Annotated in this window: 29 protein-coding genes, 1 tRNA gene and 1 pseudogene; 20 read left to right on the plus strand and 11 right to left on the minus strand. The window is 47.1% G+C overall.

Going from position 1 to position 26,653, the window contains the following annotated elements:
* The first annotated feature begins 88 nt into the window (after positions 1–88).
* From KNO68_RS12530 to KNO68_RS12540, 3 genes are all read left to right on the plus strand, one after another.
* Positions 89–1,291, plus strand: coding sequence for an ornithine--oxo-acid transaminase (locus KNO68_RS12530; RefSeq protein ID WP_215112593.1), 1,203 nt, complete (start codon positions 89–91; stop codon positions 1,289–1,291).
* Positions 1,292–1,370: 79 nt separating this feature from the next.
* On the plus strand, positions 1,371–1,757 hold the full coding sequence (gene crcB, locus KNO68_RS12535) for a fluoride efflux transporter CrcB (protein WP_214689106.1): 387 nt from the start codon (positions 1,371–1,373) through the stop codon (positions 1,755–1,757).
* Positions 1,758–1,767: 10 nt separating this feature from the next.
* A complete protein-coding gene (locus tag KNO68_RS12540) occupies positions 1,768–2,100 on the plus strand; it encodes a fluoride efflux transporter FluC (RefSeq protein ID WP_078147891.1) in 333 nt (110 codons plus the stop codon).
* A 34-nt stretch (positions 2,101–2,134) separates the two neighbouring features.
* Here the strand turns inward: KNO68_RS12540 and yhfH are convergent, their stop codons facing one another.
* Positions 2,135–2,293, minus strand: a complete 159-nt coding sequence (gene yhfH / locus KNO68_RS12545) for a protein YhfH (protein ID WP_015880761.1) — start codon at positions 2,291–2,293, stop codon at positions 2,135–2,137.
* 149 nt (positions 2,294–2,442) lie between these two features.
* Between yhfH and KNO68_RS12550 the strand changes: the two genes are divergently transcribed.
* Both KNO68_RS12550 and KNO68_RS12555 read left to right on the plus strand, forming a co-directional pair.
* Positions 2,443–2,805, plus strand: a complete 363-nt coding sequence (locus KNO68_RS12550; protein WP_015880762.1) for an ArsR/SmtB family transcription factor — start codon at positions 2,443–2,445, stop codon at positions 2,803–2,805.
* Between the two features lie 110 nt (positions 2,806–2,915).
* On the plus strand, positions 2,916–4,958 hold the full coding sequence (locus KNO68_RS12555) for a heavy metal translocating P-type ATPase (RefSeq protein ID WP_215112592.1): 2,043 nt from the start codon (positions 2,916–2,918) through the stop codon (positions 4,956–4,958).
* Between the two features lie 39 nt (positions 4,959–4,997).
* On the opposite strand, the gene KNO68_RS12560 is transcribed toward KNO68_RS12555, so the two are convergent.
* Entirely contained in the window at positions 4,998–5,621 is a 624-nt protein-coding gene (locus tag KNO68_RS12560) for a hypothetical protein (protein ID WP_078146294.1), read from the minus strand.
* Positions 5,622–5,772: 151 nt separating this feature from the next.
* Here KNO68_RS12560 and KNO68_RS12565 point away from each other — a divergent pair, with 151 nt between their 5' ends.
* On the plus strand, positions 5,773–7,842 hold the full coding sequence (locus tag KNO68_RS12565) for an alpha-amylase family protein (RefSeq protein WP_214873797.1): 2,070 nt from the start codon (positions 5,773–5,775) through the stop codon (positions 7,840–7,842).
* A gap of 27 nt (positions 7,843–7,869) precedes the next feature.
* Here KNO68_RS12565 and KNO68_RS12570 read toward each other — a convergent pair whose 3' ends face one another.
* The 3 genes from KNO68_RS12570 to KNO68_RS12580 form a co-directional block, all read right to left on the minus strand.
* Complete coding sequence (locus tag KNO68_RS12570) at positions 7,870–10,476, minus strand: putative bifunctional diguanylate cyclase/phosphodiesterase (RefSeq protein ID WP_214873795.1); 2,607 nt, start codon at positions 10,474–10,476, stop codon at positions 7,870–7,872.
* Positions 10,477–10,590: 114 nt separating this feature from the next.
* Complete coding sequence (locus KNO68_RS12575; protein ID WP_015880767.1) at positions 10,591–11,457, minus strand: YitT family protein; 867 nt, start codon at positions 11,455–11,457, stop codon at positions 10,591–10,593.
* A gap of 77 nt (positions 11,458–11,534) precedes the next feature.
* Positions 11,535–11,942, minus strand: coding sequence for a YkvA family protein (locus KNO68_RS12580; protein WP_015880768.1), 408 nt, complete (start codon positions 11,940–11,942; stop codon positions 11,535–11,537).
* A 112-nt stretch (positions 11,943–12,054) separates the two neighbouring features.
* On the opposite strand from KNO68_RS12580, the gene KNO68_RS12585 reads away from it, so the two are divergent.
* Positions 12,055–13,293, plus strand: a complete 1,239-nt coding sequence (locus KNO68_RS12585; RefSeq protein WP_214685517.1) for an aminopeptidase — start codon at positions 12,055–12,057, stop codon at positions 13,291–13,293.
* Between the two features lie 39 nt (positions 13,294–13,332).
* On the opposite strand, the gene KNO68_RS12590 is transcribed toward KNO68_RS12585, so the two are convergent.
* Complete coding sequence (locus KNO68_RS12590; RefSeq protein ID WP_214814419.1) at positions 13,333–14,115, minus strand: alpha/beta hydrolase; 783 nt, start codon at positions 14,113–14,115, stop codon at positions 13,333–13,335.
* Between the two features lie 114 nt (positions 14,116–14,229).
* Between KNO68_RS12590 and KNO68_RS12595 the strand changes: the two genes are divergently transcribed.
* From KNO68_RS12595 to KNO68_RS12620, 6 genes are all read left to right on the plus strand, one after another.
* Positions 14,230–14,811, plus strand: a complete 582-nt coding sequence (locus KNO68_RS12595; RefSeq protein ID WP_215112591.1) for a TetR/AcrR family transcriptional regulator — start codon at positions 14,230–14,232, stop codon at positions 14,809–14,811.
* Entirely contained in the window at positions 14,804–15,148 is a 345-nt protein-coding gene (locus KNO68_RS12600; protein WP_214685520.1) for a DMT family transporter, read from the plus strand. The genes KNO68_RS12595 and KNO68_RS12600 overlap by 8 nt, the downstream gene beginning before the upstream one ends.
* Complete coding sequence (locus KNO68_RS12605) at positions 15,145–15,459, plus strand: DMT family transporter (protein WP_015880773.1); 315 nt, start codon at positions 15,145–15,147, stop codon at positions 15,457–15,459. Before KNO68_RS12600 ends, KNO68_RS12605 begins: the two co-directional genes overlap by 4 nt.
* 71 nt (positions 15,460–15,530) lie before the next feature.
* Positions 15,531–16,088: a GNAT family N-acetyltransferase gene (locus KNO68_RS12610; RefSeq protein ID WP_015880774.1), complete on the plus strand. Its 558-nt coding sequence runs from the start codon at positions 15,531–15,533 to the stop codon at positions 16,086–16,088.
* 87 nt (positions 16,089–16,175) lie between these two features.
* Positions 16,176–16,248, plus strand: a tRNA-Val gene (locus KNO68_RS12615).
* Positions 16,249–16,398: 150 nt separating this feature from the next.
* Positions 16,399–17,097, plus strand: a complete 699-nt coding sequence (locus KNO68_RS12620) for a DUF554 domain-containing protein (RefSeq protein WP_214689120.1) — start codon at positions 16,399–16,401, stop codon at positions 17,095–17,097.
* 36 nt (positions 17,098–17,133) lie between these two features.
* Here KNO68_RS12620 and KNO68_RS12625 read toward each other — a convergent pair whose 3' ends face one another.
* Positions 17,134–17,922: a pyrroline-5-carboxylate reductase family protein gene (locus KNO68_RS12625; protein ID WP_251024998.1), complete on the minus strand. Its 789-nt coding sequence runs from the start codon at positions 17,920–17,922 to the stop codon at positions 17,134–17,136.
* A gap of 192 nt (positions 17,923–18,114) precedes the next feature.
* On the opposite strand from KNO68_RS12625, the gene yidD reads away from it, so the two are divergent.
* Positions 18,115–18,384 (plus strand): membrane protein insertion efficiency factor YidD, encoded by a 270-nt coding sequence (yidD, locus tag KNO68_RS12630; RefSeq protein ID WP_015880777.1) that lies wholly within the window; start codon positions 18,115–18,117, stop codon positions 18,382–18,384.
* 129 nt (positions 18,385–18,513) lie between these two features.
* Complete coding sequence (locus KNO68_RS12635; RefSeq protein WP_214685527.1) at positions 18,514–19,866, plus strand: alanine/glycine:cation symporter family protein; 1,353 nt, start codon at positions 18,514–18,516, stop codon at positions 19,864–19,866.
* Positions 19,867–19,883: 17 nt separating this feature from the next.
* Here the strand turns inward: KNO68_RS12635 and KNO68_RS12640 are convergent.
* Positions 19,884–20,249, minus strand: a pseudogene (locus tag KNO68_RS12640) (potassium channel family protein).
* A gap of 87 nt (positions 20,250–20,336) precedes the next feature.
* Here KNO68_RS12640 and KNO68_RS12645 point away from each other — a divergent pair.
* The gene (locus KNO68_RS12645; protein WP_214685529.1) at positions 20,337–21,578 is read left to right on the plus strand and encodes a cytochrome P450; all 1,242 of its coding nucleotides are present in this window, start codon (positions 20,337–20,339) and stop codon (positions 21,576–21,578) included.
* Positions 21,579–21,616: 38 nt separating this feature from the next.
* On the opposite strand, the gene KNO68_RS12650 is transcribed toward KNO68_RS12645, so the two are convergent.
* A complete protein-coding gene (locus KNO68_RS12650; protein ID WP_215112590.1) occupies positions 21,617–22,366 on the minus strand; it encodes a sugar nucleotide-binding protein in 750 nt (249 codons plus the stop codon).
* A gap of 100 nt (positions 22,367–22,466) precedes the next feature.
* On the opposite strand from KNO68_RS12650, the gene KNO68_RS12655 reads away from it, so the two are divergent.
* Positions 22,467–23,042 carry a GNAT family N-acetyltransferase gene (locus KNO68_RS12655; RefSeq protein WP_214689124.1) on the plus strand — a complete coding sequence of 192 codons (576 nt, stop codon included), beginning with the start codon at positions 22,467–22,469 and terminating at the stop codon, positions 23,040–23,042.
* Positions 23,043–23,115: 73 nt separating this feature from the next.
* Positions 23,116–23,925 carry a DUF368 domain-containing protein gene (locus KNO68_RS12660; protein ID WP_214689126.1) on the plus strand — a complete coding sequence of 270 codons (810 nt, stop codon included), beginning with the start codon at positions 23,116–23,118 and terminating at the stop codon, positions 23,923–23,925.
* Between the two features lie 36 nt (positions 23,926–23,961).
* On the opposite strand, the gene KNO68_RS12665 is transcribed toward KNO68_RS12660, so the two are convergent.
* Entirely contained in the window at positions 23,962–24,516 is a 555-nt protein-coding gene (locus KNO68_RS12665) for a methyltransferase family protein (RefSeq protein WP_074037776.1), read from the minus strand.
* Between the two features lie 168 nt (positions 24,517–24,684).
* Here KNO68_RS12665 and KNO68_RS12670 point away from each other — a divergent pair, with 168 nt between their 5' ends.
* A complete protein-coding gene (locus KNO68_RS12670) occupies positions 24,685–25,731 on the plus strand; it encodes an NAD(P)/FAD-dependent oxidoreductase (RefSeq protein WP_074037775.1) in 1,047 nt (348 codons plus the stop codon).
* A gap of 11 nt (positions 25,732–25,742) precedes the next feature.
* On the opposite strand, the gene KNO68_RS12675 is transcribed toward KNO68_RS12670, so the two are convergent.
* Positions 25,743–26,156: a VOC family protein gene (locus KNO68_RS12675; RefSeq protein WP_215112589.1), complete on the minus strand. Its 414-nt coding sequence runs from the start codon at positions 26,154–26,156 to the stop codon at positions 25,743–25,745.
* A 102-nt stretch (positions 26,157–26,258) separates the two neighbouring features.
* Here KNO68_RS12675 and KNO68_RS12680 point away from each other — a divergent pair, with 102 nt between their 5' ends.
* Positions 26,259–26,630, plus strand: a complete 372-nt coding sequence (locus tag KNO68_RS12680) for a hypothetical protein (RefSeq protein ID WP_015880787.1) — start codon at positions 26,259–26,261, stop codon at positions 26,628–26,630.
* Positions 26,631–26,653 lie beyond the last annotated feature (23 nt).

The following is a 26,653-nucleotide window of genomic DNA, read 5'->3' on the forward strand; positions in this document are numbered from 1 at the left end:
AAGGAATGCTTAAGTTCGTCATTGTCAAAAGAAACAGGGACGTCATATACTGAAAGAGTAAGATAGTTTTGAATAAGGGGGAAACAATATGTCAAAAACACATGAAGTGATTGAGTTGACAGAGAAGTTCGGGGCACATAACTATCATCCACTACCGATTGTCATTTCGGAGGCGAAAGGGATTTGGGTAACCGATCCTGAGGGGAATCGCTACATGGATATGTTAAGTGCATACTCTGCTGTCAATCAGGGACACTGTCATCCAAAGATCATCCAAGCGCTTAAAGATCAAGCGGATAAGATCACGTTGACGTCGCGCGCTTTTTATAACGATCAACTCGGACGTTTTTACGACAAAGTGGTAACGCTTACAAAGAAACAGATGGTGTTACCGATGAACACGGGTGCTGAAGCGGTCGAGACGGCCGTGAAGACAGCACGTCGTTGGGCATATGACGTGAAGGGCATTCCGGGACAAGCGGAAATCATCGTCTGCTCAGGAAACTTCCATGGACGGACGATGGCTGCTGTGTCGATGTCGACAGAAGCGGAATATCAGCGTGGATTCGGACCATTATTGCCAGGGTTCAAAGTTGTGCCATACGGTGATATCGACGCGTTCGAAGCGGCGATCACAGAGAATACAGCGGCGTTCATCGTTGAACCGATTCAAGGGGAAGCTGGAATCATCATTCCACCGGCTGGTTATTTGAAGCGGGCATCTGAACTCTGTAAAGAACATAATGTCCTCTTCGTCGCAGATGAAATTCAGTCTGGACTTGGTCGTTCTGGAAAGTGGTTTGCCATCGAGTGGGAAGACGTCACACCGGATATGTATATTCTCGGAAAAGCACTCGGAGGCGGAGTCTTCCCAATCTCATGTGTTGCAGCTGATCAGGAGATTCTTTCGGTCTTCAACCCAGGCTCGCACGGGTCGACGTTTGGTGGAAACCCGCTTGCTTCGGCTGTCTCCGTCGCGGCTCTTGAAGTGTTAGAAGAAGAAAACCTACCGGAACGCTCGCTAGAACTCGGGGCGTACTTCATGGATCGCTTGAAGTCGATCGACAATCCGATGATTCGTGACGTTCGCGGACGTGGACTCTTTATCGGCATTGAGTTGACGGAGTCGGCTCGTCCTTACTGTGAGGCGCTAAAAGAGCGAGGACTTCTCTGTAAAGAAACACATGAGACCGTGATTCGATTGGCACCACCGCTCGTGATCACGAAAGAAGAACTCGACCAAGCGTTCGAAGCGATTGAAGCCGTTTTGGCGCCAGCAGCTATTTCGTAAATGAAGACAGCTTGATATAATCGTTTTAGCTCAATCGACACCTGCGTTGCAGGTGTCTTTTTCGTGGAGGAGGAATTCAATGCTGTACGTATACGTTGGACTAGCAGGGGCGGTCGGTGCTTTGGCTCGCTATGGACTCGGCTTGATGGTCGATTCACTGGGATCAAGTGTGTTTCCCGTCGCAACTCTTCTGACTAATCTCATCGGTAGTTTTTTGTTGGGGTGGTTGACACACATGTTTCTTCGAACAGGCAAACCTTCTCCTCAATTCGTCACCATTGTAGGGACCGGAATGATCGGTTCCTTCACTACATTCTCTACGTTTAGTGTTGAAACGATTCGATTATTAGAGGAAAGTCGAATCGGGCTGGCGCTTCTATACGTCTTTCTGAGTATCACGCTTGGACTCGGGAGCTCATGGCTTGGTTATCGTGTCGGCGTGAGACGAAAAGGTGAGGTGAAATAGAGTGACAATCATGTGGATTGCGACAGGTGCCTTTTTTGGTGCGATGTGTCGTTTTGCTATCGGTCAACTGATGAAACGGTGGTCTGATTCCACCTTTCCATTTGCAACATTATTCGTCAATGTGTCGGGTTCGTTTGCTCTTGGGTATTTATATGCCCACACGAGCCATCCGTCGCTCCTTCTCTTTTTAGGGATTGGATTTTTAGGGTCGTTTACGACGTTTTCGACTTTGAAACTTGAATTGATGCGGTTTGCGACAAAAGACTGGATTCGATTCGGACTTTATCTCCTTGCGACATATCTGTTTGGAATACTGGCTGCTTATATCGGATGGTCCATCTAAAACAACGCCCCTTCCATTTCGAAGGGGCGTTGTTTTATTCTGCAAGTTGAAGCTTCTCGGTACATGAAGCACAAGTCGTTTCGTATGACTCGCACTGTTCATCCATATGCTTCCCGCATTCCTGGCACGTTTTGTCCGGTAGTTTTTGATAAAACTCGACAGATGATTCGAGTCGGCTTGCCCATTCATTCATATGAAAATGCCTCCTTCGTAGATGTGTCACGGTATTGGTTGTTATCATGATTGTATTATAACAGGTGGCGTAAAGTCAACTATAATATATAACAGATATATTCGGGATTTTTTGCTACACTATACTCATCAAAAGACGAGGTGAAAAAAATGAAAGTGCCACAGTGTGAAACGATTGGGATTCAATCTGAGGACGTTCCAACGCTACAAACCGCCTTGGCGCAATTAGATGCGCCTCGAGTCAGTCGTTTGTTTAAAGCATTCGCTGATCCGACCCGTTTAAAAGTGCTGTATGTGTTGACGCTCGAACACGAACTATGTGTATGCGATGTGGCCGCCGTTATCGGCCACTCTAACGCGACCGCATCTCACCATTTACGGACGTTACTCGAACAAGGGTTGGTAAAGTATCGTAAAGAAGGGAAAGTCGTTTATTATTCATTGGATGATGAACACGTAAGACAGCTCGTTGAAATTGCATTGACGCATAGTGAAGAACAAAAAGACGTTTAAGTCCAATGACCGTCCCTCGAATGGGGACGGTCATTTTTTTGGTACTTGTCTTCGATTAAAATTCACGTTACGATATATTCAAATGAACGTTTGAATGTTGGGGGGATATGATGAAAAATCGAGACGTACTACCTGTGTCCGGTATTACCTGTACGAATTGTGCAGCTAAGATTGAGCGAGATGTATCGAAACGTGAAGAAGTCGCATCTTGTCAAATTGATTTTGCGACGAGTCGTATGGTGATTGAGTGGGTGGACCAGTCAAACCGTGACAAGACGCTTCAGTCGATTGAGCAGACGATGGGACGGATTGAACCGGGAGCAAAGTTTGTTAAACAAGACGACGATCAAACCGTAGGACGAGATTGGATGCTTTGGAGATTCCTTATGGCTGCTTTTATTTTTTCAATTGCCATTTGGACAGATTCGACTTTAGGATTCATTGCGGCATATTCACTTGCTGGCTACGACGTCGTATACGGTGCGATCCGGAACGTATGGAACCGGGAATGGTTTGACGAGAAATTTTTAATGACCATTGCGACAATCGGGGCATTCGCCATTTCAGAATACCCGGAAGCGGTAGCAGTCATGCTGTTTTATCAGCTCGGTGAATACGTGCAAGGACGGGCGGTACGCGCCTCCCGAAAATCGATTCAGTCCTTGTTGAATATGAAACCGACCCGAGCGCGTGTACTCGAGGCGGGTCAGGAAATGGAACGATTGCCGGAAGACGTGTCGGTTGGGTCACATCTCGTCATTCGTTCAGGAGAACTAGTCCCGATGGACGGATTCGTCGTGAGTGGGGCGAGTTCCCTAAATACATCGTCTTTGACAGGTGAATCCGTTCCAAGGCAAGTGAGCGCGGGCGAGGAAGTGTTGGCAGGTATGGTCAATATCGAGGGGCGTCTCGTCGTTGAAACGACGAAACTTGCGGCTGAGTCGAGCCTTCAAAAAATGATTGCTCTCGTCGAAGAGGCGAATGGAAAGAAAGCAAAGACGGAACAAATGATCACACGATTGGCAAAAGTCTACACGCCGATTGTGGTAGTCATGGCGACACTTGTCGCATTCGTTCCACCCTTGTTTGTAGGGGACTTGAATGAATGGATTTACCGGGCCTTGATTTTTCTCGTCATCAGTTGCCCGTGTGCACTTGTGATTTCTATCCCGTTAGGTTATTTCGGGGGGATCGGTTCTGGATCGAAACAAGGGATTCTTGTAAAAGGTGGCGAGTTCCTTGACACGTTGACTGAAGTGGATACAGTGGTCTTCGACAAAACAGGGACATTGACGACCGGACGATTTGAAGTGACCGATGTCGTGACGACAGACGGTATCACCGTTAATGAACTGTTACATTTAGCTGCTCGGGTCGAACGAGCATCCAATCATCCTCTTGCGCAAGCAATCGTCCGTCGTGCTGGGGAGGTTCAAGCGTTTGAATCGATTCAAGAGGAGCCAGGATATGGTCTCCGTGCACGAGGTGGTGACGACGAGGTGTATGTAGGGAGTGCCCGTTACATGGAACGGTTAGGTCAAGTGATTGCAGATTCGTCAATCGGGACGAATGTACATGTGATGAAGAATAATCGTTGGCTTGGACGAATCGAACTGATGGATACGGTAAAGCCGGATGCGATGGCTGCAATCGAACAATTGAAACGAATCGGAATCCAGACGGTCATGCTATCTGGAGATCGTCGAGAAGTCGCTACAAAAATTGGCAAGCAACTCGGATTGGATGAAGTACGAGGGGAGTTGCTTCCGCACGAGAAAGTGGAGGCAATCGAACGGATGCTCGGAACGCGTAAAGTTGCTTTCGTCGGGGATGGTATGAATGATGCGGCGGCTTTGGCCCGGGCAGACGTCGGTCTCGTCATGGGTGGCGTCGGAAGCGATACAGCAGTCACGGCGGCGGACGTGGTATTGATGCATGATGCGCCAACGGATGTCATTCGGGCCATTGAGCTAGGCAAACGAACGAAGCGCGTCGTCTGGCAAAATATTTTCCTTGCCTTTGGAATCAAAGCACTTGTCATGCTTTTAGGATTGTTCGGCATCGCAACGATGTGGGAAGCGGTATTTGCGGACGTGGGAGTGGCGCTTCTTGCCATCGCGAACGCGACGCGGTTACTTCGTATGACATCATGAAAGAAGTGTCTCGGTTTTGTACCTGAGACACTTCTTTTTTTATTCGATTCTGTCGTGATGCGTTTTAATGCGCAACAACATAAAGGTGAGGATGACAATAATAGCAAGAAGTAAAAAAGTGATGGTGAAAAGGACTTGTGTCAAGAAAGATACTTGATTCTCTGCCGCAATCAACTCTTTATGAATGTCTTTGTATTGCATTTGTTTGAGAGACCGTAAATCTTCTAAAATCGTTTGCCGAAGTTCTGTCATCGTTTCTGCGACAGCCGTCGCTTTCACTAAGTCGCCTTCTTCATAGATGACGAGAACGCGGTCGGCTTCCTTTTCCCAAATGGCATCTCGTTCGAGTAAATCGAGGACAGAGCTCGGTGTGTCCGGGTCATCGATGATGGATTGTTTAAGGTCTTTGGCTTGTCGAGACATGCTATAGTACATCTCTAAAAAGTGTCGGTCTTCATATGCGAGTAATCCACGGATGGCATTTGCCCGTTCGACGTTATAATACATCACGTCTTCAATCGATTCATAGGAGTCGAGTTGTTCGCCTTGAATGGTTTCGAGACGCTCATTTGTTTCTTTCAATTGAAAAATAAAAATAAAAATAATCGAAATAGATAAGATTGATAAACTGATCCATAATAAAATCCACTTTCGTTGTGACATCGTGACCCTCCTTTCTTCTACATCGTACATGATTTTTTTTAAAACGACAGAAAATATTTTTTTGAAAAAGGAAAAAACGGGGAAATGTATAATCATTAAGAGTAGTGTCTCTTGATGAGAGAAGACAATTAGATGCATAAGGAGAGTCAGTATGGCAGAGAACTCGACGTTACACAAGCTGTGCCAGGTTTTACGAAACAAGCGAACCAATCTTACCTATGAGATTCCGAGTCTTTGGAATCGCATGCGTTTCCATTCCGAGCCGGTTCGAGATGGGGTGGAACGTGTCAATCCGTATGATTTTTTGTTGGAAACGATTGAAAAAACGATTTTCCCGTATGCACATGAAAGTCGCGACTATCGTACTTCCATTGCGCTTGCAGACGGACATTTACAAACCGGAGGGGATTGGATCAAACGGGCATCGGTTTACTCCATGCAAGTTCGTACATCGACCTCATGGGACCACGATGGGTCGGGTTACGTTGAAATGGAGAATTCAGTGGGAATGAAAGACACAGGCACTTTTGTGAAAGCGCTTGCATTGATTCCACATCTTCTCTATATGGGGATCGATACATTATTCCTCTTACCGATTTCGCAACACAGCCATAAAAACAAGAAGGGTGAATTCGGTTCTCCTTATGCCGTGCAAGACTTTTTCGCAATCGATGAAGAGTTGAAGGAAACGTTAACTGGTGACGAGATGACGGTCGAAGAAGAATTTGCCGCATTCGTGGAGGCCTGTCACATGGTAGGGATTCGTGTCGTCATCGATGTCATCCCGCGGACGTGTGCCCGAGATAACCGTCTCATCTTAGAAAACCCGGAATGGTTTTACTGGATTCCCTTGACGGAAGTCGATTACTATCATCCGCCATATGTTCCGGGCATTGGGGAGAACGTCAAACCGGAATTTGCTTTCTTGCCGATGGTGTATAACTCAGAAGACGTATGGCAACACTTGCGACGGTTTTCCATGGCACCGAACTTGATTGATGCGGAGAAGTGGGGTCGTGTACGTAACACGTTGCTCGAGCATCCAGAAGAAAACGTATTGGCGATGATTGAACGAGAGTTCGGATTGACAACTGCACCTGCTTTCTCGGATTGTATCAATGACCCGCAACCACCATGGTCAGACGTAACCTATTTCCGACTTTTCTTAGACCATCCGCTTGCAGCGGCACCTTATGTGAACGATGCGAACATTGCGCCTTATATTCTGTTTGACTCGATCAAATCCAATCAATTCCGAGGAAATGAGATCAATGAACCCCTTTGGGAGATGCTCGCTGACATCATTCCTCACTATCAACGGGCATACGGTATAGATGGGGCGCGTATTGATATGGGTCATGCCCTTCCGGTTGATTTAGCACAACGAATTTTGGAACAACCGCGTGCCATCGATTCGAATTTCAGCTTTATCGCTGAAGAACTCATCGAGTCTGGAGCCTGGGCGGCGAAGGATGCTGGCTATAACATGATTATCGGATATGGCTTCTATAAAGAACCGCGATTCAACACGCATGAAACTCATCAATTCTTATATGATTCACGCTTTTTACCTCTACCAGTATTTGCGGCAGGTGAAACGGCCGATACACGTCGTCTCGCGACACGGGAAGGTGGACGAAAGGCAAGTCGCTTGTTGACGGTGTTAAACGGATTTATGCCAAACGGGGTCCCGATGACGAACTCGGGGCTTGAATTGTATGAGACACAACCGATGAACACTGGACTCGATTGTCGACCGGAAGAGGCGTATCAACTCTTCCCGACGGACCCTTATTTCGGCAAGCTTGCGTTTTTTGATGCATATCAGTTTCATTGGGACCATCCAGAACGGGATGAAATGATTGAAGTGATGCATCAAGTGGCTGAAATTCGACGTCGATGGTTGGATGTGCTCGTTGATCCGAATCACTTTGAACCGCTCGTTTTAAATGAACCGTTCGCCACATTCATTGGATTCGCTTGGTTACGGCCAGAAACGAATGATACATTGCTCGTCGTAGCGAATACGAACATGATTGATACGTTACGAGGAGTCGTCACGCTTGATGGGGTAAGACGTCGAAATTGGAATGCGAGTCGTTTTGCGGAGATGGTCTATTCACCTGACTCATGGCCGTATCCGGAGCATTCGTTTGATGACAATTGGAATCTCGTCGTCGATTTGAAACCGGGAGAAGTCAAAGTGTACGAGATGAGATGAAAAAACGCCTTGGACCGAATAACCGGTTCAAGGCGTTGTGTGTTTCATGTAGTAAATGACAAATTCATCGAGCGGCATCGGTTTCGCATAGCGATATCCTTGCATGGAATCGCATCCGATTTTACGAAGGAACGTCTCCTGGTACTCGGTTTCGACACCTTCGGCAACGAGCGCCATACCGAGTTGGCGTGCCATGGCGACAATGGTCGTCGTGACCATTTGATATTCGCGATTCTCTTCAAGCTGCATCGTGAACTCACGAGGGATCTTCAGTTCATCGATTGGATAGCGGACAAGGTATGCGAGTGAACTGTACCCTGTTCCGAAATCATCGATGGACAGCTTGATGCCGAGTGCTTTTAATTCTAAAATGCGATTTAATACACGATCTGAGTGATGTGCGGCAACGGTTTCCGTCAATTCAAAATTAAGGCGTGACGGCTCAATCGGGAACCGTTCGAATAGTGTTTTTAAATAATCAATCAAATGTTCATCGAACAACTGACGGACGGACAGGTTAACGGATAGTTTTGGTAAGTGGATGTCCCCTTGTTCAAACACGTGGATTAATTGGAATGTTTCATGAATCATCCAACGACCTAAATCCTGAATGTGTCCCGTTTCTTCAGCGATCGGAATGAACTGGCTTGGCGGAATGAACGCACCGTTATGTTGCCAGCGCATGAGCGCCTCTGCTCCGATGATTGCCTTCGTCGAGGCATCGACTTGAGGCTGAAGGAAAAGGGAAATCTCGCCTTTTTCAAGTGCGGTTTCAAGCCCTTCCATCAACACTTTCCGCTCTTCCTTGTCCTCCCGTAACTCTGGTTCGAACATGACGGTTTCGTCACGACCTTTGTCTTTCGCGCGATACATCGCCAAATCGGCATTCGAAAGCAAGTGCTTTAATTTTTTCCCGTGCTCCGGGAAGCGGACAATCCCGATCGAGGCATGTACTTCGACGAGTGTCCCGGCCATATAATACGGGGGACGATAGACAAGTCGCCGCAATCGTTCCGTCAACATCTCATCGTCTCCATGTTCCGCGACGACGATAAACTCATCGCCCCCGAGTCGCCCGGCATATTCGTTCGGCAAGAGTGCAGTCCGCAGCCGTTTTCCGATATGTTGTAATAACTGGTCACCCATATGATGACCGAATTGATCATTGATTTCTTTAAATCCATCCAAATCGGAAAACATCAATGTGAACGTACGCCCTTCCTCGATCAAGCGTTCGATTTGCTCTTGAAGTGCGTAGCGGTTATGAAGACCGGTCAAACTATCGAATTTAGCTTGATACAGAATTTGTTCTTGTTGCTCGATCATCTGGGTGATGTCTTTAGCGATAGCGTAGATGCCCTCGACTTCTCCCTCGATGATCATTGGGACGTTGACCAATTGCCAGACGCGTGTTTCCCCTTCGTCGGTCATCACACGCACATCGATTGTTCGGGGACGACCGTTCGTCAACTCTTGAAGAATGATGGTATAAGGTGCACGGTCTTTCGATTCAATGATGTCTAAGATGTTCGAGCCGAGTAGTGTTTCGGTTGTCAGTCCTAAGATAGAGCTGCCGGCCTCGTTGACAGATAACACTTCGCCATGCAAGTCGAATAAGAAAATCGGTTCTGAATGGTAGGCAAAAAGCGAACGGTATTGCTGTTCACGAATTTCTAATTCATGTGCCTTCGTCGACACGGCAACTTCCAAATCTGTGTTGACGGAATGCAAGCGATGACTGATGAGTGCGTTCTGTTTGGAGACGACAAACTGACGAATGAGCAACAAGAGGACGGCATTTGCAATCATCGAGTCCATCACGGATGTTCCGAGAAGACGATCGGAAGCGAGTAAAAACATCATGACGACCACACTATACAGCACATAATCGACAATGGAATCGTAGGCAAGTACATCTTCCGATACATCATCGACCCAGTAGCTGATCGAGATGGTCAAGATACTACTGATTTGTAAAAGGTGAATCACTTCATGTGTGATTCCCGAAAAGACAAACAGCGTGTTAGCAATCGATGCAATCGTGAATCCAAGAATTCCGATGAGCAATAAAATGCGGAACTGTTGACCAGCTGAGACGACTCGATTTAAGTACAGGAATGCGAGCATCATATAGAGGCTGATGAGTAACATCTGCTCTTCAAATCCGCTCAACTGTGACACGAGCGAGACGGCTTGCGTTGAAAAGAACCAAATATGAAGTCCGCCAATCAAAAGGAAACTAAACAGGGCGATTAAATCGAATGTGCGCAGTTTCAAAGTACGAAACTCAATCGATTGCGTGATGACGATTAAAGCCATGATTAAATAAAAGAAATTTTGAAGGAACAACAAGGACTGCGTATTGTCGTTGATTGAATGATAGTGCATCAATAAGTACAGCGTGAAACATACATTTCCTGCACTAATCAAAATATGGATAAAACGCCGCATCCCTCTATGTTTAAAGATTGCTACTCCGCTAAAACCAATCGCGGCCCCGGATATGACGAGATAATAGATGAACAACGTGATCTGTCGTAAGTCGTGCGGGGTTAAAAATAAAAATAAAAGTCCGGTAGAAAAAGTTCCGATGAGAATCGCCGGAACGTATTGGCGCAACGAGTAAGCAGACAACTCATGCACCTCCTTCTGTATATGTATGGGGCTCTTATTTATTATCGGAACAGGTGAACAAAGATTACACAAAAAAATCGACAACAATCTATATTGTTGTCGAAAATTTTAGATTTACAGTGTATAGGAGTGTTCTTTAAAGTTTCCGACGACTGAATCGATTTCAGACACAGTGACAAACGCCTCAGAATCGATTTCAGACACGATTTGACGAAGGCGTGGGATTTCATTGTTCTGGACGACGACGTACAGCATTTTTTTCGAATCGTTCGAATATCCGCCTGTCGCATCCATGATGGTGACGCCCCGTTTCAAATTCTGCTTGATGACCAAGTTGATTTCGTCTGCTTTTTGACAAATGATGAAGCATTGCTTTTGGGCAGCGAAGAATTTATGAATCGTAAGCAGCGTTCGGGATCTGACGAAGCTTAACACAAGCGCGTACATGACAGCTTTGATGTCAAAGACGATGAAAACCAACACATAGACGATGATGTCTTGTGTCAGAAAGATTTTAGGCAACGACAAGTTTCGATTATTCATATAGATGACTTTCCCTAGAATGTCGAGTCCACCGGTGGAAGCTCCTGCAAAGAGGAGAAGTGCGAGTCCAAGCCCTGAAACGATTCCGCTGAACACCGAAGCGACGAGCGGATCATCGAGTGGGGTCGGGGGAATCAAGACTGGCAAACTATCGATGAGGATAGAGGAAAGTACGACGACAATTCCTGTCATCAAGATAAATCGACGTCCCAAATATTTTAGTCCCAATAAAAAGAGTGGGATATTAAGCACGAGCTGTGTCAAACCGATGGGAGTTCCAAACAGTTCATTCGTAATCAACGTGATTCCGACGATTCCCCCAGAACCGATTTCGTTTGGTTTGAGCAGTAAGCTGACAAAGACAGACTGAAGGATTGTCCCGGCAATGATGAACAGTACCGTTTCAAGGGCAACCCGTTTTCGAGATTTTGCATACATAGATAATGGCTAGGCCTGACGCCTCCTTTTTGTAAGTCTTCTGCAAGCGTACTGCTACTTTTACCTCATTTCAAGTCTCACATGTCATTATGGAATCGATCGATATCACTCGCTAATTGCTCATGTACGTAATCGATGACTTGAGCATCATCAAAAAGTCCGAGCGGGACATCGTCTGGAATCGCATCGAATGGGGAGACGAAGTACAGGATGGCCGCAACGAGCTCCTCTTGTTTATCTGCTTGCATCTCAAATTGTTCATTGTAAAGCGCGCGTAACATATTCAGCATTTGTTTCATCTGGAAGTAAAGTGTCAGTTCTTCTTCACGCTCGATGTTACTGATTTCATTGGATGCCACATCGACTGTGACTTTTGCGAGTGCGCGTTCACCTTGAACGAGCAAGTCGCCCAATTGTTCTCGGTCGCGGATGTCTTCTTTCGCTTGTTTTAAAAAATGTGTGTATGTTGTTTTCCAATCTGCCATTTGGATTCCTCCTTCTTTCTTCATCTACTAATATGCCCGTTTTTGCGCATTGGTTGCAACTTTTCCTGAAATTTAAGAAAATAAAGATAACTGAAAAGGAGGAACGATACATATGTCTAAGATTTCGATGCCGACAGAGGCAGATTTCGCACGCTATGCAGAATTAGCGGTGAAAAAAGGTGTGAACATTCAACCTGGTCAACAATTAGAAGTACGTGCTGACATCAGTCAGGCACCACTCGTCCGTCACGTGGTGAAGGCTGCTTATGCAGCCGGAGCGAAGCAAGTATTCGTCAACTGGAGCGACGAAGAAACAGGGAAAATCCGTTATTTCAATGCACCAGCGGATTCATTCAAAGAGTTTCCAGATTGGTTGAAGGCCCGTTTTGAGCAATTGGCTGAAGAGAAGACGGCATTCTTGTCAATCGTCAGTGATGACCCGGATGCGTTGAATGGTGTGGAATCGTCACGTATCTCGGATGCGAACCGTGCAGCAGGACAAGCGCTCGCGAAGTGGCGTCAGTATGTGATGAGCGACAACGTGAGCTGGTCAATCGTCGCAGGTGCGTCAGAGGCGTGGGCACAAAAAGTATTCCCGGGACGCGATGATGCGGTTGCGGCATTATGGCAAGCCATCTTCGCAGCGACACGGATGGATCAAGAAGATGTCGTCGCGGCATGGGATAAACACGATCAATCACTCCGTAGCCGTGCGAAGCTGTTGACAGAGAAGAAATATGCGAAGCTTCATTACAAAGCGCCAGGGACGGAACTGACGATCGGACTTCCGAAAAAACACGTCTTCCTTGGCGGTGGCGGCCCGAACGTCGATGGCATCGACTTTATCGCAAACATGCCTACGGAAGAGGTCTTCACGCTCGCAGATAAAGATTCTGTGGAAGGTCACGTATCGAGTACAAAACCACTCAGCTACAGCGGGAACTTGATTGATGAGTTCACCCTTTGGTTTGAAGGTGGGAAAGTCGTCAAAGCGGAGGCGAAAAAAGGGCAAGCGGCTCTTGATGAATTGTTGAATATGGATGAGGGTGCGCGTCGTATCGGTGAAGTAGCGCTCGTTCCGGATGATTCTCCAATCTCGAATTCTGGTCTTCTCTTCTATAACACGTTGTTTGATGAGAATGCATCGTGTCACTTGGCGCTCGGACGTGCGTACTCGACATGTCTCGAAGGGGGTCCTTCGATGTCACAAGAAGAGCTCGCAGCGAACGGGGCGAACGATTCGATGACACACGTTGACTTCATGATCGGGTCAGCCGAAATGAATATCGATGGTGAACGGGAAGACGGGACGCGTGAAGCAATCATGCGTGACGGGAACTGGGTCATCTAAACAAAAGAGCGAATTCCGAAAGTTACGGAATTCGCTCTTTTACGTGCAATCGTATAGATAGCGCAGTGCGTGAGGCAAGCGGCGACGCCAGGCCGATTCGTTGTGAATCGCATTTGGTTCGACTTCATATCGGAAAGCGATTCCTTTTTGCACGATGACGTCAATCAGTTTCGCATTCGTGAACAGGTAGTCGCTTGGAGTGATAGGTCCGCTCTCTTCATTTGTGCCAATGTCCATATATAGTTTACCGGCGAACTCAGCATGTTTCATTTCTCGGATCAATGGATCAAGATTGGCCCATGCCGCAGTGGAGAGGGAACCAACTCGTCGAATAGAAGGATAGGTCGCCATCATGTATAGAGAGATGACACCTCCCATCGAGCTCCCCATGACCCCGACATCTTCTGGGTCAGTAGCGTACTCGCTGTCAATTCGTGGTTTTAATTCGTTCATGAGCCAATCTGTATACATACGACCTTGGCCACCGAGTGTTGGACGAGTTCTTGCCAATTCGGGTCCGATCCGTCGATACAGCATCTCATCTTCCTCATATGAATACTCATCGTAACGGTCCAGCCAGTTCGGGGCGCTCGCGATGGCGACGACCATGAGCGGGAGTCGTAGCAGATCGATGCAACGATCGATTTCCCAGCCTTCTCCATATGTAGCAGTGTTTCCAGAAAACACATTTTGTCCATCATGCATGTACAGGACGGGAAGCGGAGTGTTGACGTCGACCCAATCTGGTCGAAATACGCGGACAATCCGCTTTTGACCACGTACCTTCTCCGTCGGAATCGACACGTTCAATTGTTCAATCATCTTTCGTCACCTCTTTCTACTTGTATTGTGGAGAATCATGAACCAAAATACAATTGCTTGACTTTACTACCTACCGTTCGTTAGTTAGAGTGTAAGACAAGGAGAGTGAATGACATGAATACAAAAGAAAAAATCATGCAGTCTGCTCGCACACGCTTCGCACGGGAAGGTTACGAAGGGTTGTCACTAGCGGCAGTGGCGGAAGATGTAGGGATTCGCAAGGCTTCTTTATATGCCCATATCGATGGGAAAGAACAATTGTTCAAACAAGTCGTGTCAGATATGGCGAATCGTTACGAAGAAGTATGGCAGACAACTTGTGACGATACGGTAGGACGACCACCTTTAGAACGAATCGAGTCAATCGTCAACACGCTCACGTCCTTCTTTAGTGATCATGAGACATGGATGTTGACGAAACGAATGTTACTTGTCCCTCCCCCGGAGTTTCGAGAGTATATCGAGGAAGTCATCGGGACGGTCGAAACCAAGCTGAAACGATTTGAGAAAGAACAATTTCGACTGGCGATGGAGCGTGGCGATTTACCGGTACAATCGCTCGATGAACTATATGCTGCGTACTATTGCTTTTTAGATGGCGCCTTACTGTCGTTATTCACATTTGAAGAGGATCGGGAGATGCGACAACAAGCTGCGTTTCGAATTTTCAAGAAAGGGGTGGGTTGGGATGAGTAAAGAGAAGGGTGCATGGATTTCCCTCCTGTTTGCAGGACTACTCGAAATCGTCTGGGCGACGACGATGAAGCTGTCTGAAGGCTTCACGGTTTTAGGTCCGACATTGTGGACAATCGTGTTATTGATTCTTAGTTTCGGATTATTGGCGAAAGCGTTTCGGACGCTCCCTGCCGGTACGGGGTACGCCGTATTCACAGGAATCGGAGCGGTCGGCACAGTCATAGTTGGTGCCTTCTTATTTGACGAGGGGCTTAGTAGATGGAAACTAATCCTTGTGACGACGTTGATTATCGGCATCATCGGATTGAAGCAAGTGACAGGAGGGGAAGAGGCATGAGTTGGGTTTATCTGATTGGAGCAGGAATTGCTGAAATGACAGCCGTTTTCTTTATGGGGAAATCGAAAGGATACCAGATTTTAAAATGGTCGATTGCATCAATTTTATCGTTTGCGCTCAGCTTTTATTGGTTATCGAAATCACTTGAGGTCATTCCTCTTAGTCTTGCCTATTCCATCTGGGTAGGTATCGGTGCGGCCGGCGGCGTCATTTTAGGGATGCTCTATTTGAACGAATCGAAAAGTCGTTGGCGCATCTTTTATTTGACGTTGATTATTGGGAGTGTGGTCGGATTAAAAGTTGTGGCCTAAAGGGTTGAAATGTGCTGAAAACGGGAATTTAATAATTCAGATTATGAGATGAAAGAAAGGGGCGGAAAACGATGCATCTTGTCGAGTTGCAATCTGAACGTTTGCGGTTTGAACCGTATACGCTTTCTGATTTCTATTTTGTCAAATCGCTTCTCCAAGATCCTCGGGTGATGCGCTTCATCAGTCCGGATGGGAGACCGTACACTGACGAACAGACGATTGAGTGGTTTGAACGTCAATTGGCTCGTTATGAGACAGGACGCCAGACCGGTCTCCTGAAGCTCATGACATTTGACAGTGATGAACCGATTGGTCACGCAGGTACGTTATTGCATGAATTGGACGGTAAAATCGAGTTGGAAGTCGGGTATTGGTTGTCACCGAAGCATTGGCATATGGGATATGGTCGAGAAGCCGCCGCGCGTCTGATGCAGCATGCTTTTACGGAAGGCGAGAAGGAGATTATTTCTCTGATTCATCCGGACAACGTTCCATCTCAACGTGTCGCTAAGGCGAATGGTCTTCACTGGGATCGAGATACATTCTATAAGGATATGCTCGTCTCCGTTTATGCGGGTGACTTGGAGCGGTTATGTCGACATATCGACCGTCAACAAATGACACGATAAAAAAGTCTCTAAATAAATAAAAAAAGTTGTTGCCAACTCAATAGTTTCTTGATATATTAATAGTGTCCTTAAGAGAGGACACGACCTGATTCTGTAGCTCAGCTGGGAGAGCGCTACCTTGACAGGGTAGAGGTCGCTGGTTCGAGCCCAGTCAGAATCACTTGGGTGCCAAACCCTCGAGAAACCCACCGGAACATGGGTTTCCGCGAAGCCACTTCTTGCGAGAAGTGGCTCTTTTTTTTGTATATTGACATGGCACGAAAGCAATTGGTATATTCCTTTCAATACATAATGAAACGGGGAATGCGACATGGTTCTAACGGGAACCCTCGTCAATGCCGGACTAATTGTCATCGGGGCATTGCTAGGTCTCTTATTTCACCGCATTCCGGAGCGTATGAAAGAGACGGTGACGGCGGCAATCGGGCTTGCGGTCATCTTGCTTGGGATTCAAATGGGGATGAAAAGTGAGAACTTCTTAATCGTCATCGGAAGTCTAGTCGTCGGGTCTGCGCTCGGGGAATGGTGGAAGTTAGATGAATTATTGAATGAAGTCGGTTATCGGCTCGAACGGCGCCTTGGGAGTCAATCGAGTGTAGCGGAAGGATTCGTAACGGCCACGCTCATTTTCGTGATCGGGGCGATGGCCATTATCGGGGCGCTCGATAGCGGGTTACGTGGTGATCATGACGTGTTATACACGAAAGGGTTGATTGATGGTTTTACGGCCCTCGTGTTAAGTTCGACACTTGGGATTGGGGTCATGTTTTCAGCAGTTCCAGTGTTACTGTATCAGGGCGGAATCGCGTTACTCGCCATTCAAATCATGAAGTTCATTCCGGAGTCGCTCATGGACAGCTTTATTTTAGAGATGACCGCGACCGGTGGAGTCATGATTGTGGCGATTGGCTTGAACTTGGTTGGAATCACTAAAATTCGCGTGGCCAATTTATTACCGGGGATTTTAGTGGTGGGTTTGATTGTGTCCATCATACATACAATCAATTGAAAAAATGGATGGAAGCGAGTCGCTTCCATCCATTTTTTATGGTTTCTCGATCGTTTCATGATCTTCTTTGGCACTTTCACGCAAGGCTGAAGCCATCACGTCAGCAAGGTTCCGTTCCTGAAGCACGCCGACGCCTCGGTCTGTCGGTCCGCCTGGAGCGGCCACGTCGGCAATCAGTTCATTCGTCTTCCGTGTTTCATGAGACAACAACTCAGCGGAGCCTTTCATCGCTTGAGCGACAATTTGACGCGCTGTCTGTTCATCGTAACCGACATCCGTTAGGACGGGCGTCATCGCACCCACGATTTCATAGAAGAAGGCCGGGCTGCACCCGGCAGCAGCCATAAAGGCCGACATCGTCTTCGCATCGGTGACGGCCGTTCGTCCGACCCGTTCAAAGAGAGAAGTCGCTTTTGCGCGATCAGCCTCATCAGTTTCTGGACCGAACCATAGACCCGTCATCCCGCTCCGATAGGCGACAGGCGTGTTCGGCATGGCGCATACGGCTGGTAACCCTGAAGCCTCTTCTAACTGGCTCGGTTCGATATGTGCCGCGACCGAGACGAGTAACGGTGTCTTCCATTCTTTCGATTCTACATATGGCATGACGCCATCTGGTTGCATCGCTAATACGACGATGTCATAGTCGTTCACGTTTTCGTCCTCGACGATTTGAACGCCGAGTTCATCTTGTAGGAAGAGTAAACGCTCCCGGTCACTTCGGTTTGTCATTGTGATGTGTGTCGGTTCGATGCCCGAGTCGATCCACCCGCGAACGAGTGCCTCGCTCATCGATCCTGCACCGACCATTAGTAGTTGATTCATCATTCGTCACCTCTTCTTTTCGATTCGGTCAATAGTTATGTTGACTATCATAACAAACATACACTCGAATATCGCCCATCCTGCTCATTTGTAAAGAGATGGAAAACGATTTGACATAGGAATCGACGAACATGACAAACGTTTCAAATCGCGCTATGATGGCACTAATTCAAAAGAGTGAGGCGAAATCGTGTGAAACGTGTACTAGTAAAAGGGATTCAAGGTTATCAGCGTTTTATTTCACCATTAAAGCCGCCAACGTGCCGATTTTATCCGAGCTGTTCGCACTACGGAATCGAAGCAATCGAAAAACATGGGGCTGTCAAAGGCAGTTATTTAACCGCTCGCCGACTCATTCGCTGTCAGCCGTTTCATCCAGGCGGGCTCGATTATGTTCCGGATACATTTGATTGGAAAGCGCCTTTACAACGAGAGAAACCTGAGTCACAGCGAGACGATTGAGTTCGTCTCGCTGTTTTTGTACAGAACAAACAATGAATCAGTTGTTTTAGTACAATACTTTTGCATTGTTCTAAGTATTCTGAAAAAATAGAGGTGTACACTATTTTTCGGGGGAAGGGGATACTTTGTATGGGGCAATCATTTAGTGAATGGGTGAGTACGGTGTCCAACTTTGTATGGGGACCACCGCTCTTGATTTTGCTTGTGGGGACAGGCATTTACTTGACGGTGCGTCTAGGTGGAATTCAAATCACCAAATTACCGTATGCGTTGAAATTGGCGTTTTCGAAAAATCAGGATCAATCCTCTAAAGGGGACATCAGTCACTTCCAGGCGCTCATGACCGCTCTGGCGGCGACTGTCGGTACGGGGAATATCGTCGGGGTGTCGACAGCGGTCGTATTAGGAGGACCGGGAGCCATCGTATGGATGTGGGTGTCCGGTTTCTTTGGGATGGCAACGAAATACGCAGAGGCAGTTCTTGCCGTGAAGTATCGGGTCACTGATGAGCGCGGTCAAATGGCTGGTGGACCGATGTACTATCTAGAACGAGGGTTGAATCAACGATGGTTAGCAGTAGCATTTGCTGCATTCGCATCGATTGCGGCGTTCGGTATTGGAAACGGGGTCCAAACGAACTCGGTCGCGCTTGCGCTCAAAACAACGTTTGACGTACCACTTTACATATCAGGGATTCTCATTATGATTTTTACAGGAGCGGTCATTCTCGGAGGCGTGCGTTCCATCGGGAAAGTGGTCAGTTACTTCGTCCCCGTCATGATTGCCTTCTACTTAGGTAGCGGTCTCATCATCATGGTGATGAATTACTCACTGATTCCGGATGCGTTCGCACTCATCTTTAGCAGTACGTTCAGTGCAGAAGCAATCGGTGGAGGGGCCATCGGAGCTGCCATTCGATACGGGGTGGCACGTGGTGTCTTCTCGAACGAAGCAGGTCTTGGCTCTGCTCCGATCGCAGCAGCGGCAGCGAAAACAGATATGCCGGGTCGTCAGGCGCTCGTCTCGATGACTCAAGTCTTCTTGGACACGCTTGTCGTCTGTTCGGTGACAGGATTGACACTCGTCATGGGTGGTCAAATCGAGACAGGACTTGAAGGGGTCGAATTGACTTCAGCTACATTTGAACTGTTCCTCGGACCAGCCGGCGGTTATATTGTCACAATCGGGCTCGTTTTGTTCGCCTATTCGACCGTGCTCGGTTGGTCGTATTACGGCGAACGCTCCATCCATTACTTGTTCGGACAAAAGTCGATTCTTCCCTATCGGATTGCTTTTGTACTCGTCGCGGGACTCGGTGCCATGACGACAAACTTGAACTTGGTATGGGCGTTATCGGATGTCTTCAACGGCTTAATGGCCATCCCGAACTTGATTGGTCTCTTGTTCTTGTCGGGTGTTGTCATTGCCGAGACGAAGCGTTTCAACCAACAGCTTGAAATTGAAAATCGAAAAGTTTCCTAAACGAAAGGACGCCATCCTTATGAATCAGAGGGTGGCGTCTTTTGTTTTGCTTCTAATTCATCGAGTCGTGCTTTTTGTAAATGATCAAACACTTTTGTGATAAAGCCAACCATGATGCCCACCCCGGTCAATACATATCCGATGGTGAATATTTTCCGATGTCGGTCTGTGGGGCAAAATCACCATATCCAATGGTAGTTAGGGTGATGACACTGAAGTAAAGTGCGTCCAACCAACGCATCTCCTCGAACCGGGTGTAAAAAAAGTGTACAGGAGAGGACGGTAAGGAAGGCAAGACTGAATAAGACTTGGAACTCAGGGTCACGGAGACCACACCAGACTCCGCGTACAATTCGACGCAATGTCAGTAAGAAAGGCAACATGTCGCTCGCTCCTTTCAATATTAGGTTTGTTCTCTAAAAACGGGGGAACATCCTCTATAGTTCGAAAAAAGAGAAAGGGTGAGTTGGATGGGGAAAGTCATACCGAAACAAGAAGGTCTCGACCATAGTGTCGATTTTTTACGGGAAGGATATTTGTTTGTCGCGAATCGACGCAAAAGTTTTCAGTCGAATATCTTTGAGTCGCGCCTGCTCGGGGAGCGCGTGATTTGCCTTGGAGGCGAAGAGGCGGCAGAAGTGTTCTATGATGCAGACAAATTCAGGCGTCAGGATGCTGCTCCGAAACGTCTATTGAAAACCTTGTTTGGAGAAGATGGGGTCCAAACACTAGATGGTGCGGCACATACGCATCGAAAACATATGTTCATGTCATTGATGACAAAAGAAAATATAGATCGATTGCTCCGATTGACATATCGTGAGTGGAACCAGATTGAACGAATGGGAGAGGAAATCGTCTTATACGATATTGCACAAGAAGTGTTGATGAAGGCCGTGTGTGAATGGTCGGGAGTTCCACTTGCGAAAGAAGAAGTGGGGAAGCGCACTGAAGAGATGAGGTTATTATTTGAATCGGGTACGTCTCTTGGTCCGACGTATTTACAAGGTCGGAAGGCACGAAGTTCCGCTGAAGCCTGGATTCGTCAGATGGTAAAAGAAGTGCGGTCGAATCGATTATTGCCGAACGAACATACGGCGCTGTACGAATTTTCGTGGCACCGGGATGAATCCGGAGAGTTATTACCTGAAGACGTCGTGGCGGTCGAAGTATTGAATATTTTACGCCCGACTGTCGCAATCTCGGTGTATGTCCTCTTCACTGTCTTAGCTTTACATCAGTTCCCGGATGTAAAAGAGCAGGTAGAGCGGGGAGAGGTCTCGAAAACAGAATTTGTCCAGGAAGTGAGACGGTTTTATCCATTTTTCCCTGTAGCGGCAGCTCGTGTCAAAACCGATTTTGAATGGGACGGCTATGCATTTTCGGAAGGGACGCTGACGCTTCTTGATTTGTACGGTACGAATCATGACTCCTCTATTTGGACGGAGCCGGATCGATTCGATCCCTCTCGTTTTAAAGATTGGAACGAGAGTCCGTTTAACTTTATTCCGCAAGGTGGGGGAGATGTAGATTTTGGACATCGATGTGCCGGCGAACATGTGACCATTGCAATTCTTGCACAAGTCATTGAGTTGTTTACTAAGGAATACGCCTACACGGTCCCGCCTCAAGACTTAAGCTATAGTTTTGTAGACATGCCGAGTCTGCCGAAAAGTAAATTGCGATTGACTCATCTAACTCGAAATCAATAAAAAAGTCGCCTACTCGATGGGAGTAGGCGACTTTGAATTTACTTCGTTTGCAAATTTAGGTGTTTGGAGATGGGACGAATCGAGACCGATGAATCGATCATTCGATTATCCCGTTTCGGTTCATCGGTACATTCAATCTGCCAGTCGGTGTCATGAAGCTCTTTTAGTCCGACGGCGATGTCGTATAGGGAATAGTTCGCATTTCCGTTTAACTGATAGATGCCCGGTCCACGTTTAGTCAAAATTTCAAATAGCGCGTCTGCCGTGTCTACTAAAAATGAACATGATGGATACCAATGCTCACTCGCTTGGATGACCCCTCGTTGCTTCATCTCGTTCGTAAAATAGTCCATCATATTATTCGATCCGGCCTCATCCCCGATTTGCCATCCGAGACGAACGATTTGAGCACCAGGATTGGCGTTCATAATCGCACGTTCGCACTCACGCTTATACTTTCCATAGTCATCCTCGGCATCTGGTAGCGTATCTGGGGAAATCGGTCCGGTCACTTCATCTGAAAAAATTGAAACCGTGCTCGTGAACGGGAAAGGGATTTTCGCCTCACCACATAAACGAGCGAGCGTCTCGGCCCACTCCACCGCGCCCATACCGATATGTAAAAAGTAGTCCGGTCGGATGCGCTCGATGAATTCTCGCATTTCCTCTTCGTTTGTCGTGGACACTTGCTCGCGATTCCACGCAATCCCTTCAATTCCGTGGCGCTGCAACGTTTCGGCAACAACGGGTGCCACTGTACCGTTCATTCCTGTAAGAATAGCTTTCATTTCGATTCGCCCCTTTCACTCTATATGATGCCACAAAACGAGTGTGGACAAACAACCGATGTGCCGGGCTATGCTAGACTGGATGATGGAGGGATCAATCATGAATATTCGACAAGCAACCAAACAAGATAGTAAACAAATTGCACCACTCATGTATCAAGCGATCCATGAGATTGCGTACACATTGACGGCATCAACGGATACACCTGAGGTATTGGAGCGACTAGCGATGTGGGTAGAGAAACCAAATAACCGCTTAAGTCACGAAAACATCTGGGTGGCGGATTTTGAAGGAGAAGTTGCCGGAATGATCATCTCGTATCGTGGGGATAAGGCAGAAGAATTGGATCGACCGATTCGAGAATGGTTGACGGCGCATGGAAGTGGAGAAGAGGTGGACGTTGAAACGGAAGGTTATGTCCAATACATTGATTCACTGGCTGTCGCAGAGGCGTATGGAGGTCGTGGAATCGGGACGAAGTTAATCGAACACGTTTGTCTCGTTGCGAAAGAACGCGGTGTGCCCGCCGTTACATTGAACGTGGATCAAGAAAATCCTGCGGCACATCGCTTATACACACGTCTCGGCTTCCATAAGGAAAACGAAATCAACATTTCTGGGGCGAGATTTGACTATATGATCAAAGAAATCAATTCGACTCCTTTCTCAGTCTAAAAGCGGATGCGCAAACTTCTTTTCTCGACTATACTAAGTGCTTGAGGAAAGATATACGTAAAGGAGATACATTATGGAGTGGAAGAACATTTGGCGAGGGATGGCCATGGGGACGAGTGATTTAATCCCTGGTGTAAGCGGTGGTACCATTGCAGTCATTTTAGGCATCTACGATCAACTCATCGAAGCGATTAGCGGCGTATTTAGCCGATATTGGAAAAAATATATCGGGTTCTTGATTCCATTGGCAATTGGAATGGGGACAGCCATTATCGCACTGAGTCGAGTTATTGAATACTTATTGCTGGAGTATTATGCACCGACACAATTTTTCTTTATCGGATTGATTTTAGGGATTATTCCACTTCTATTCGTGGAATTTAAATCACGCGCATCGATTCGTCCGGTCCATGTCATTGCCATGGTTGTCGCAACCATCCTTGTCGCGAGTATGGCATTTCTGAATCCGGTTGATTCGTCGATTATGACAGACGTGACGTTCGGGACGGCGCTTCTCTTATTCTTCTCCGGTTGGTTGGGCAGCATGGCGATGTTGCTTCCTGGAATTAGCGGTTCATTCGTCTTGTTGTTAATTGGTGTTTATCCGACCGTCATCAGCGCCATCTCAAACTTCAATCTGTTGATTATCGGGATTGTCGGTGCTGGAGTGGCCGTCGGGTTCGTTGTAAGTAGTAAAGTCATTCGTTACTTATTGGCGAATTTCCCGGGAATGACGTTCTCCGTCATTATCGGATTGGTCATCGGCTCACTCGCCGTCGTGTTTCCGGGTGTACCAGCTTCTGGAGTCATGTGGATACTCAGTATCGTCGCATTCATCGCGGGGGTCATCGTCGTCCGATTACTCAGCAAATATTCTGTCTAAATGAAAAAGGAGTCCAGCGATGAGCCGGATTCCTTTTTAATAGATGAAGGGGAAGAGGCGCTTGCGCGTCTTCGACCAGGATTGGTAAGACTGACCGAAATGGCGAATGAGCATACCTTCCTCGATTCGAATGCGGTACAGTAACGCAAGCGAGGTGAGACCCGCGCCAATCAGTGCGATCCCCCAATGAATAAAGTAGAGCGAGAATCCGAACGTAATCAATAACAACCCTGTGTAAAGAGGGTGGCGTAAGTAACGATACGGTCCCGAGCTGACGAGTTCGTCTTCCGGTCGGACGACGACATGTCGTGTGAATTGATGACGTAAATGTAAAATCCCCCAATAACGTAACGACACGCCGGCTATGTAAAAAGTAAGTCCGATGATTCGTTGAACTGTCGAAGGCTGTGATTCGAAAACAAGCGAAGAGATCATAGACAACACGAAGACGCCAATCATCGTCGTCGCTACAAAGTAAAAGCTCTTCCGCTCGACAGCCCCGTCTGTTGCCTCTTTTCGGTTACGAAATCGCCACGTCTCAACTAGCCAAAAAAATGATACGACGATTAATAGGACATCCATCCAATTCATCACGCACATCCTCCCTTTTAATTCATGTTTCATTACCCGACCTACGCATAAGAAAAACCAAATCCATCAGGACGATATTCGAAAAAAATTGTCAAAGTGACCAAAACAGGTTATCATCTAATGAGAATGATTATCATTTTTACGTATATAGAGAGGAAGGGTGCGACGATGAACGAGGAAGTATTCGACGTGACGATTATCGGTGGGGGACCGGCTGGATTGTATGCCGCTTTTTACAGCGGTTTACGAGGTATGAAGACGAAAATTATCGAATTTCAACCTTTTTTAGGCGGGAAAGTACATGTCTATCCAGAGAAAATGGTTTGGGATGTAGGTGGTCTCCTACCGACGACTGGGGCAAAACTGATCGACCAACTCGTCGAGCAAGGTCTCACCTTCTCTCCGACGGTCCTTCTTGGCGAGAAGGTGGAGTCGATCTCTAAGCGTTCAGACGATTTGTTCGGGATCGACACGACGAACGGTCATCACATTTCCAAAACCGTCATCGTTGCGACAGGAAGCGGGATCCTCAAACCGCATAAGGTTGAAGTGAGCGGGGCGGAGCGGTTCGAATTGTCGAACCTCCATTACACGGTTAAATCACTTGAACGCTTTAAAGGAAAGCGCGTCTTGATATCGGGTGGCGGCAATAGTGCAGTCGATTGGGCGAATGCGCTCGAGCCGATTGCAGAGCAGGTCGTGCTGACGTATCGAAAAGAAGAACTTAGTGGACATGAAGCACAAGTTGAAAAAATTAAACAGGGTCGAGTCGACTGTTGCCCACGATCAAAAGTGACGGATTTGATTTCTCACGATGGGAAATCGATTCAACAAGTTCTTTTGACTCATGTCGAAACAGGAGAGACGAGCGTAATCGAGGTCGATGAAGTGGTCATCAATCACGGATATGAACAAGACGCGGAGTTGCTTCGGAACAGCGAATTGCAGGTCGAGATGAAGGATGGGTTTTATGTGAAAGGGAATTCAGGTAGCGAGTCATCCATACCAGGATTGTACGCTGCCGGTGATATTCTCACGCATGAAGGGAAAGTACATCTCATCGCTGGAGCGTTTCAAGATGCTGCGAATGCGGTGAACCGGGCCAAAACATACATTGACCCGAATGCGAATGCTACCGCAATGGTGTCCTCTCATAATGAACGGTTAAAAGAGAAGAATCGTCAAATCATAGAAGAAACCATGATGAAGCAGTAAGAGGACCACTCTTACTGCTTTTCTCTAGGATAATCACAAAGCTCGGTAATCACACCGCCTGAATGACGCGGGTCCATGTAGATTAAGCGTCTACCTTTCACGGTCGTACGCAGCGTGTCTTCTAAAAAGGTGATGCCATTTTGTTTGTGAGCGGCCATCGCTTCGTCCAAATCGTCGACACGATAGGCGATATGATGAACACCCTTCCCTCGAGCTTTCATGAACCGGGCAATCGGACTCGTCTTACTAGTCGGACGCAACAATTCGATGACATCCTCTCCAATATGAATGACGGCCAACTCGGTCTCTACCCCGATTGCCGTGTTTGTATAGTGGTCCACGAGTTTTCCTCCTAAGACCGTCGTATAAAATGTGATTGCCTCGTCTAAGTCTCGAACGGCAATCCCAGTATGATCGATATACATGTACATTCCTCCTCCTTCTTCAGTTTGCCTAAAGTTGAACAAAATGTCACTTCACAACGTTTCACGCTTATCCGATATAATAGGAGAGGGAGGGACAGCGAAATGAACGGAAAAATCACGATGGGTTTGGTGGGCACTTTCGCCCTTGTATCATTTGTGTTTGGACTCTCGCTTGCGACGTTTGTCGACTATCGCATCAATGAAGAACAGGTTGTCCTTGAACGATTAACGACCCATAAACAGATTGGTCCGACCGAGTTGCTGTCTACCGAGGTTGACTTTCACTTAAATGGGTCGAATTATGCGATTCGTTTTAAAGATGAACCAAACATTACGTATTGGTTCAATGTCGTCGATCGCAAAATTAAGTTCGATCGGATTGAATCACTCGATTTGAGAGACACGGGGCTTCGGACAGAACTGTTTGAAGCGATGCCGCCTCTAGCGATGGAGTCGACTACTGCTGCAGAATAAAAGACGTCGAATGAACAACTTTT

Origin of the sequence: Exiguobacterium sp. s75, assembly GCF_018617145.1 — a bacterium.
Classification (GTDB): Bacteria; Bacillota; Bacilli; order Exiguobacteriales; family Exiguobacteriaceae; genus Exiguobacterium; species Exiguobacterium profundum.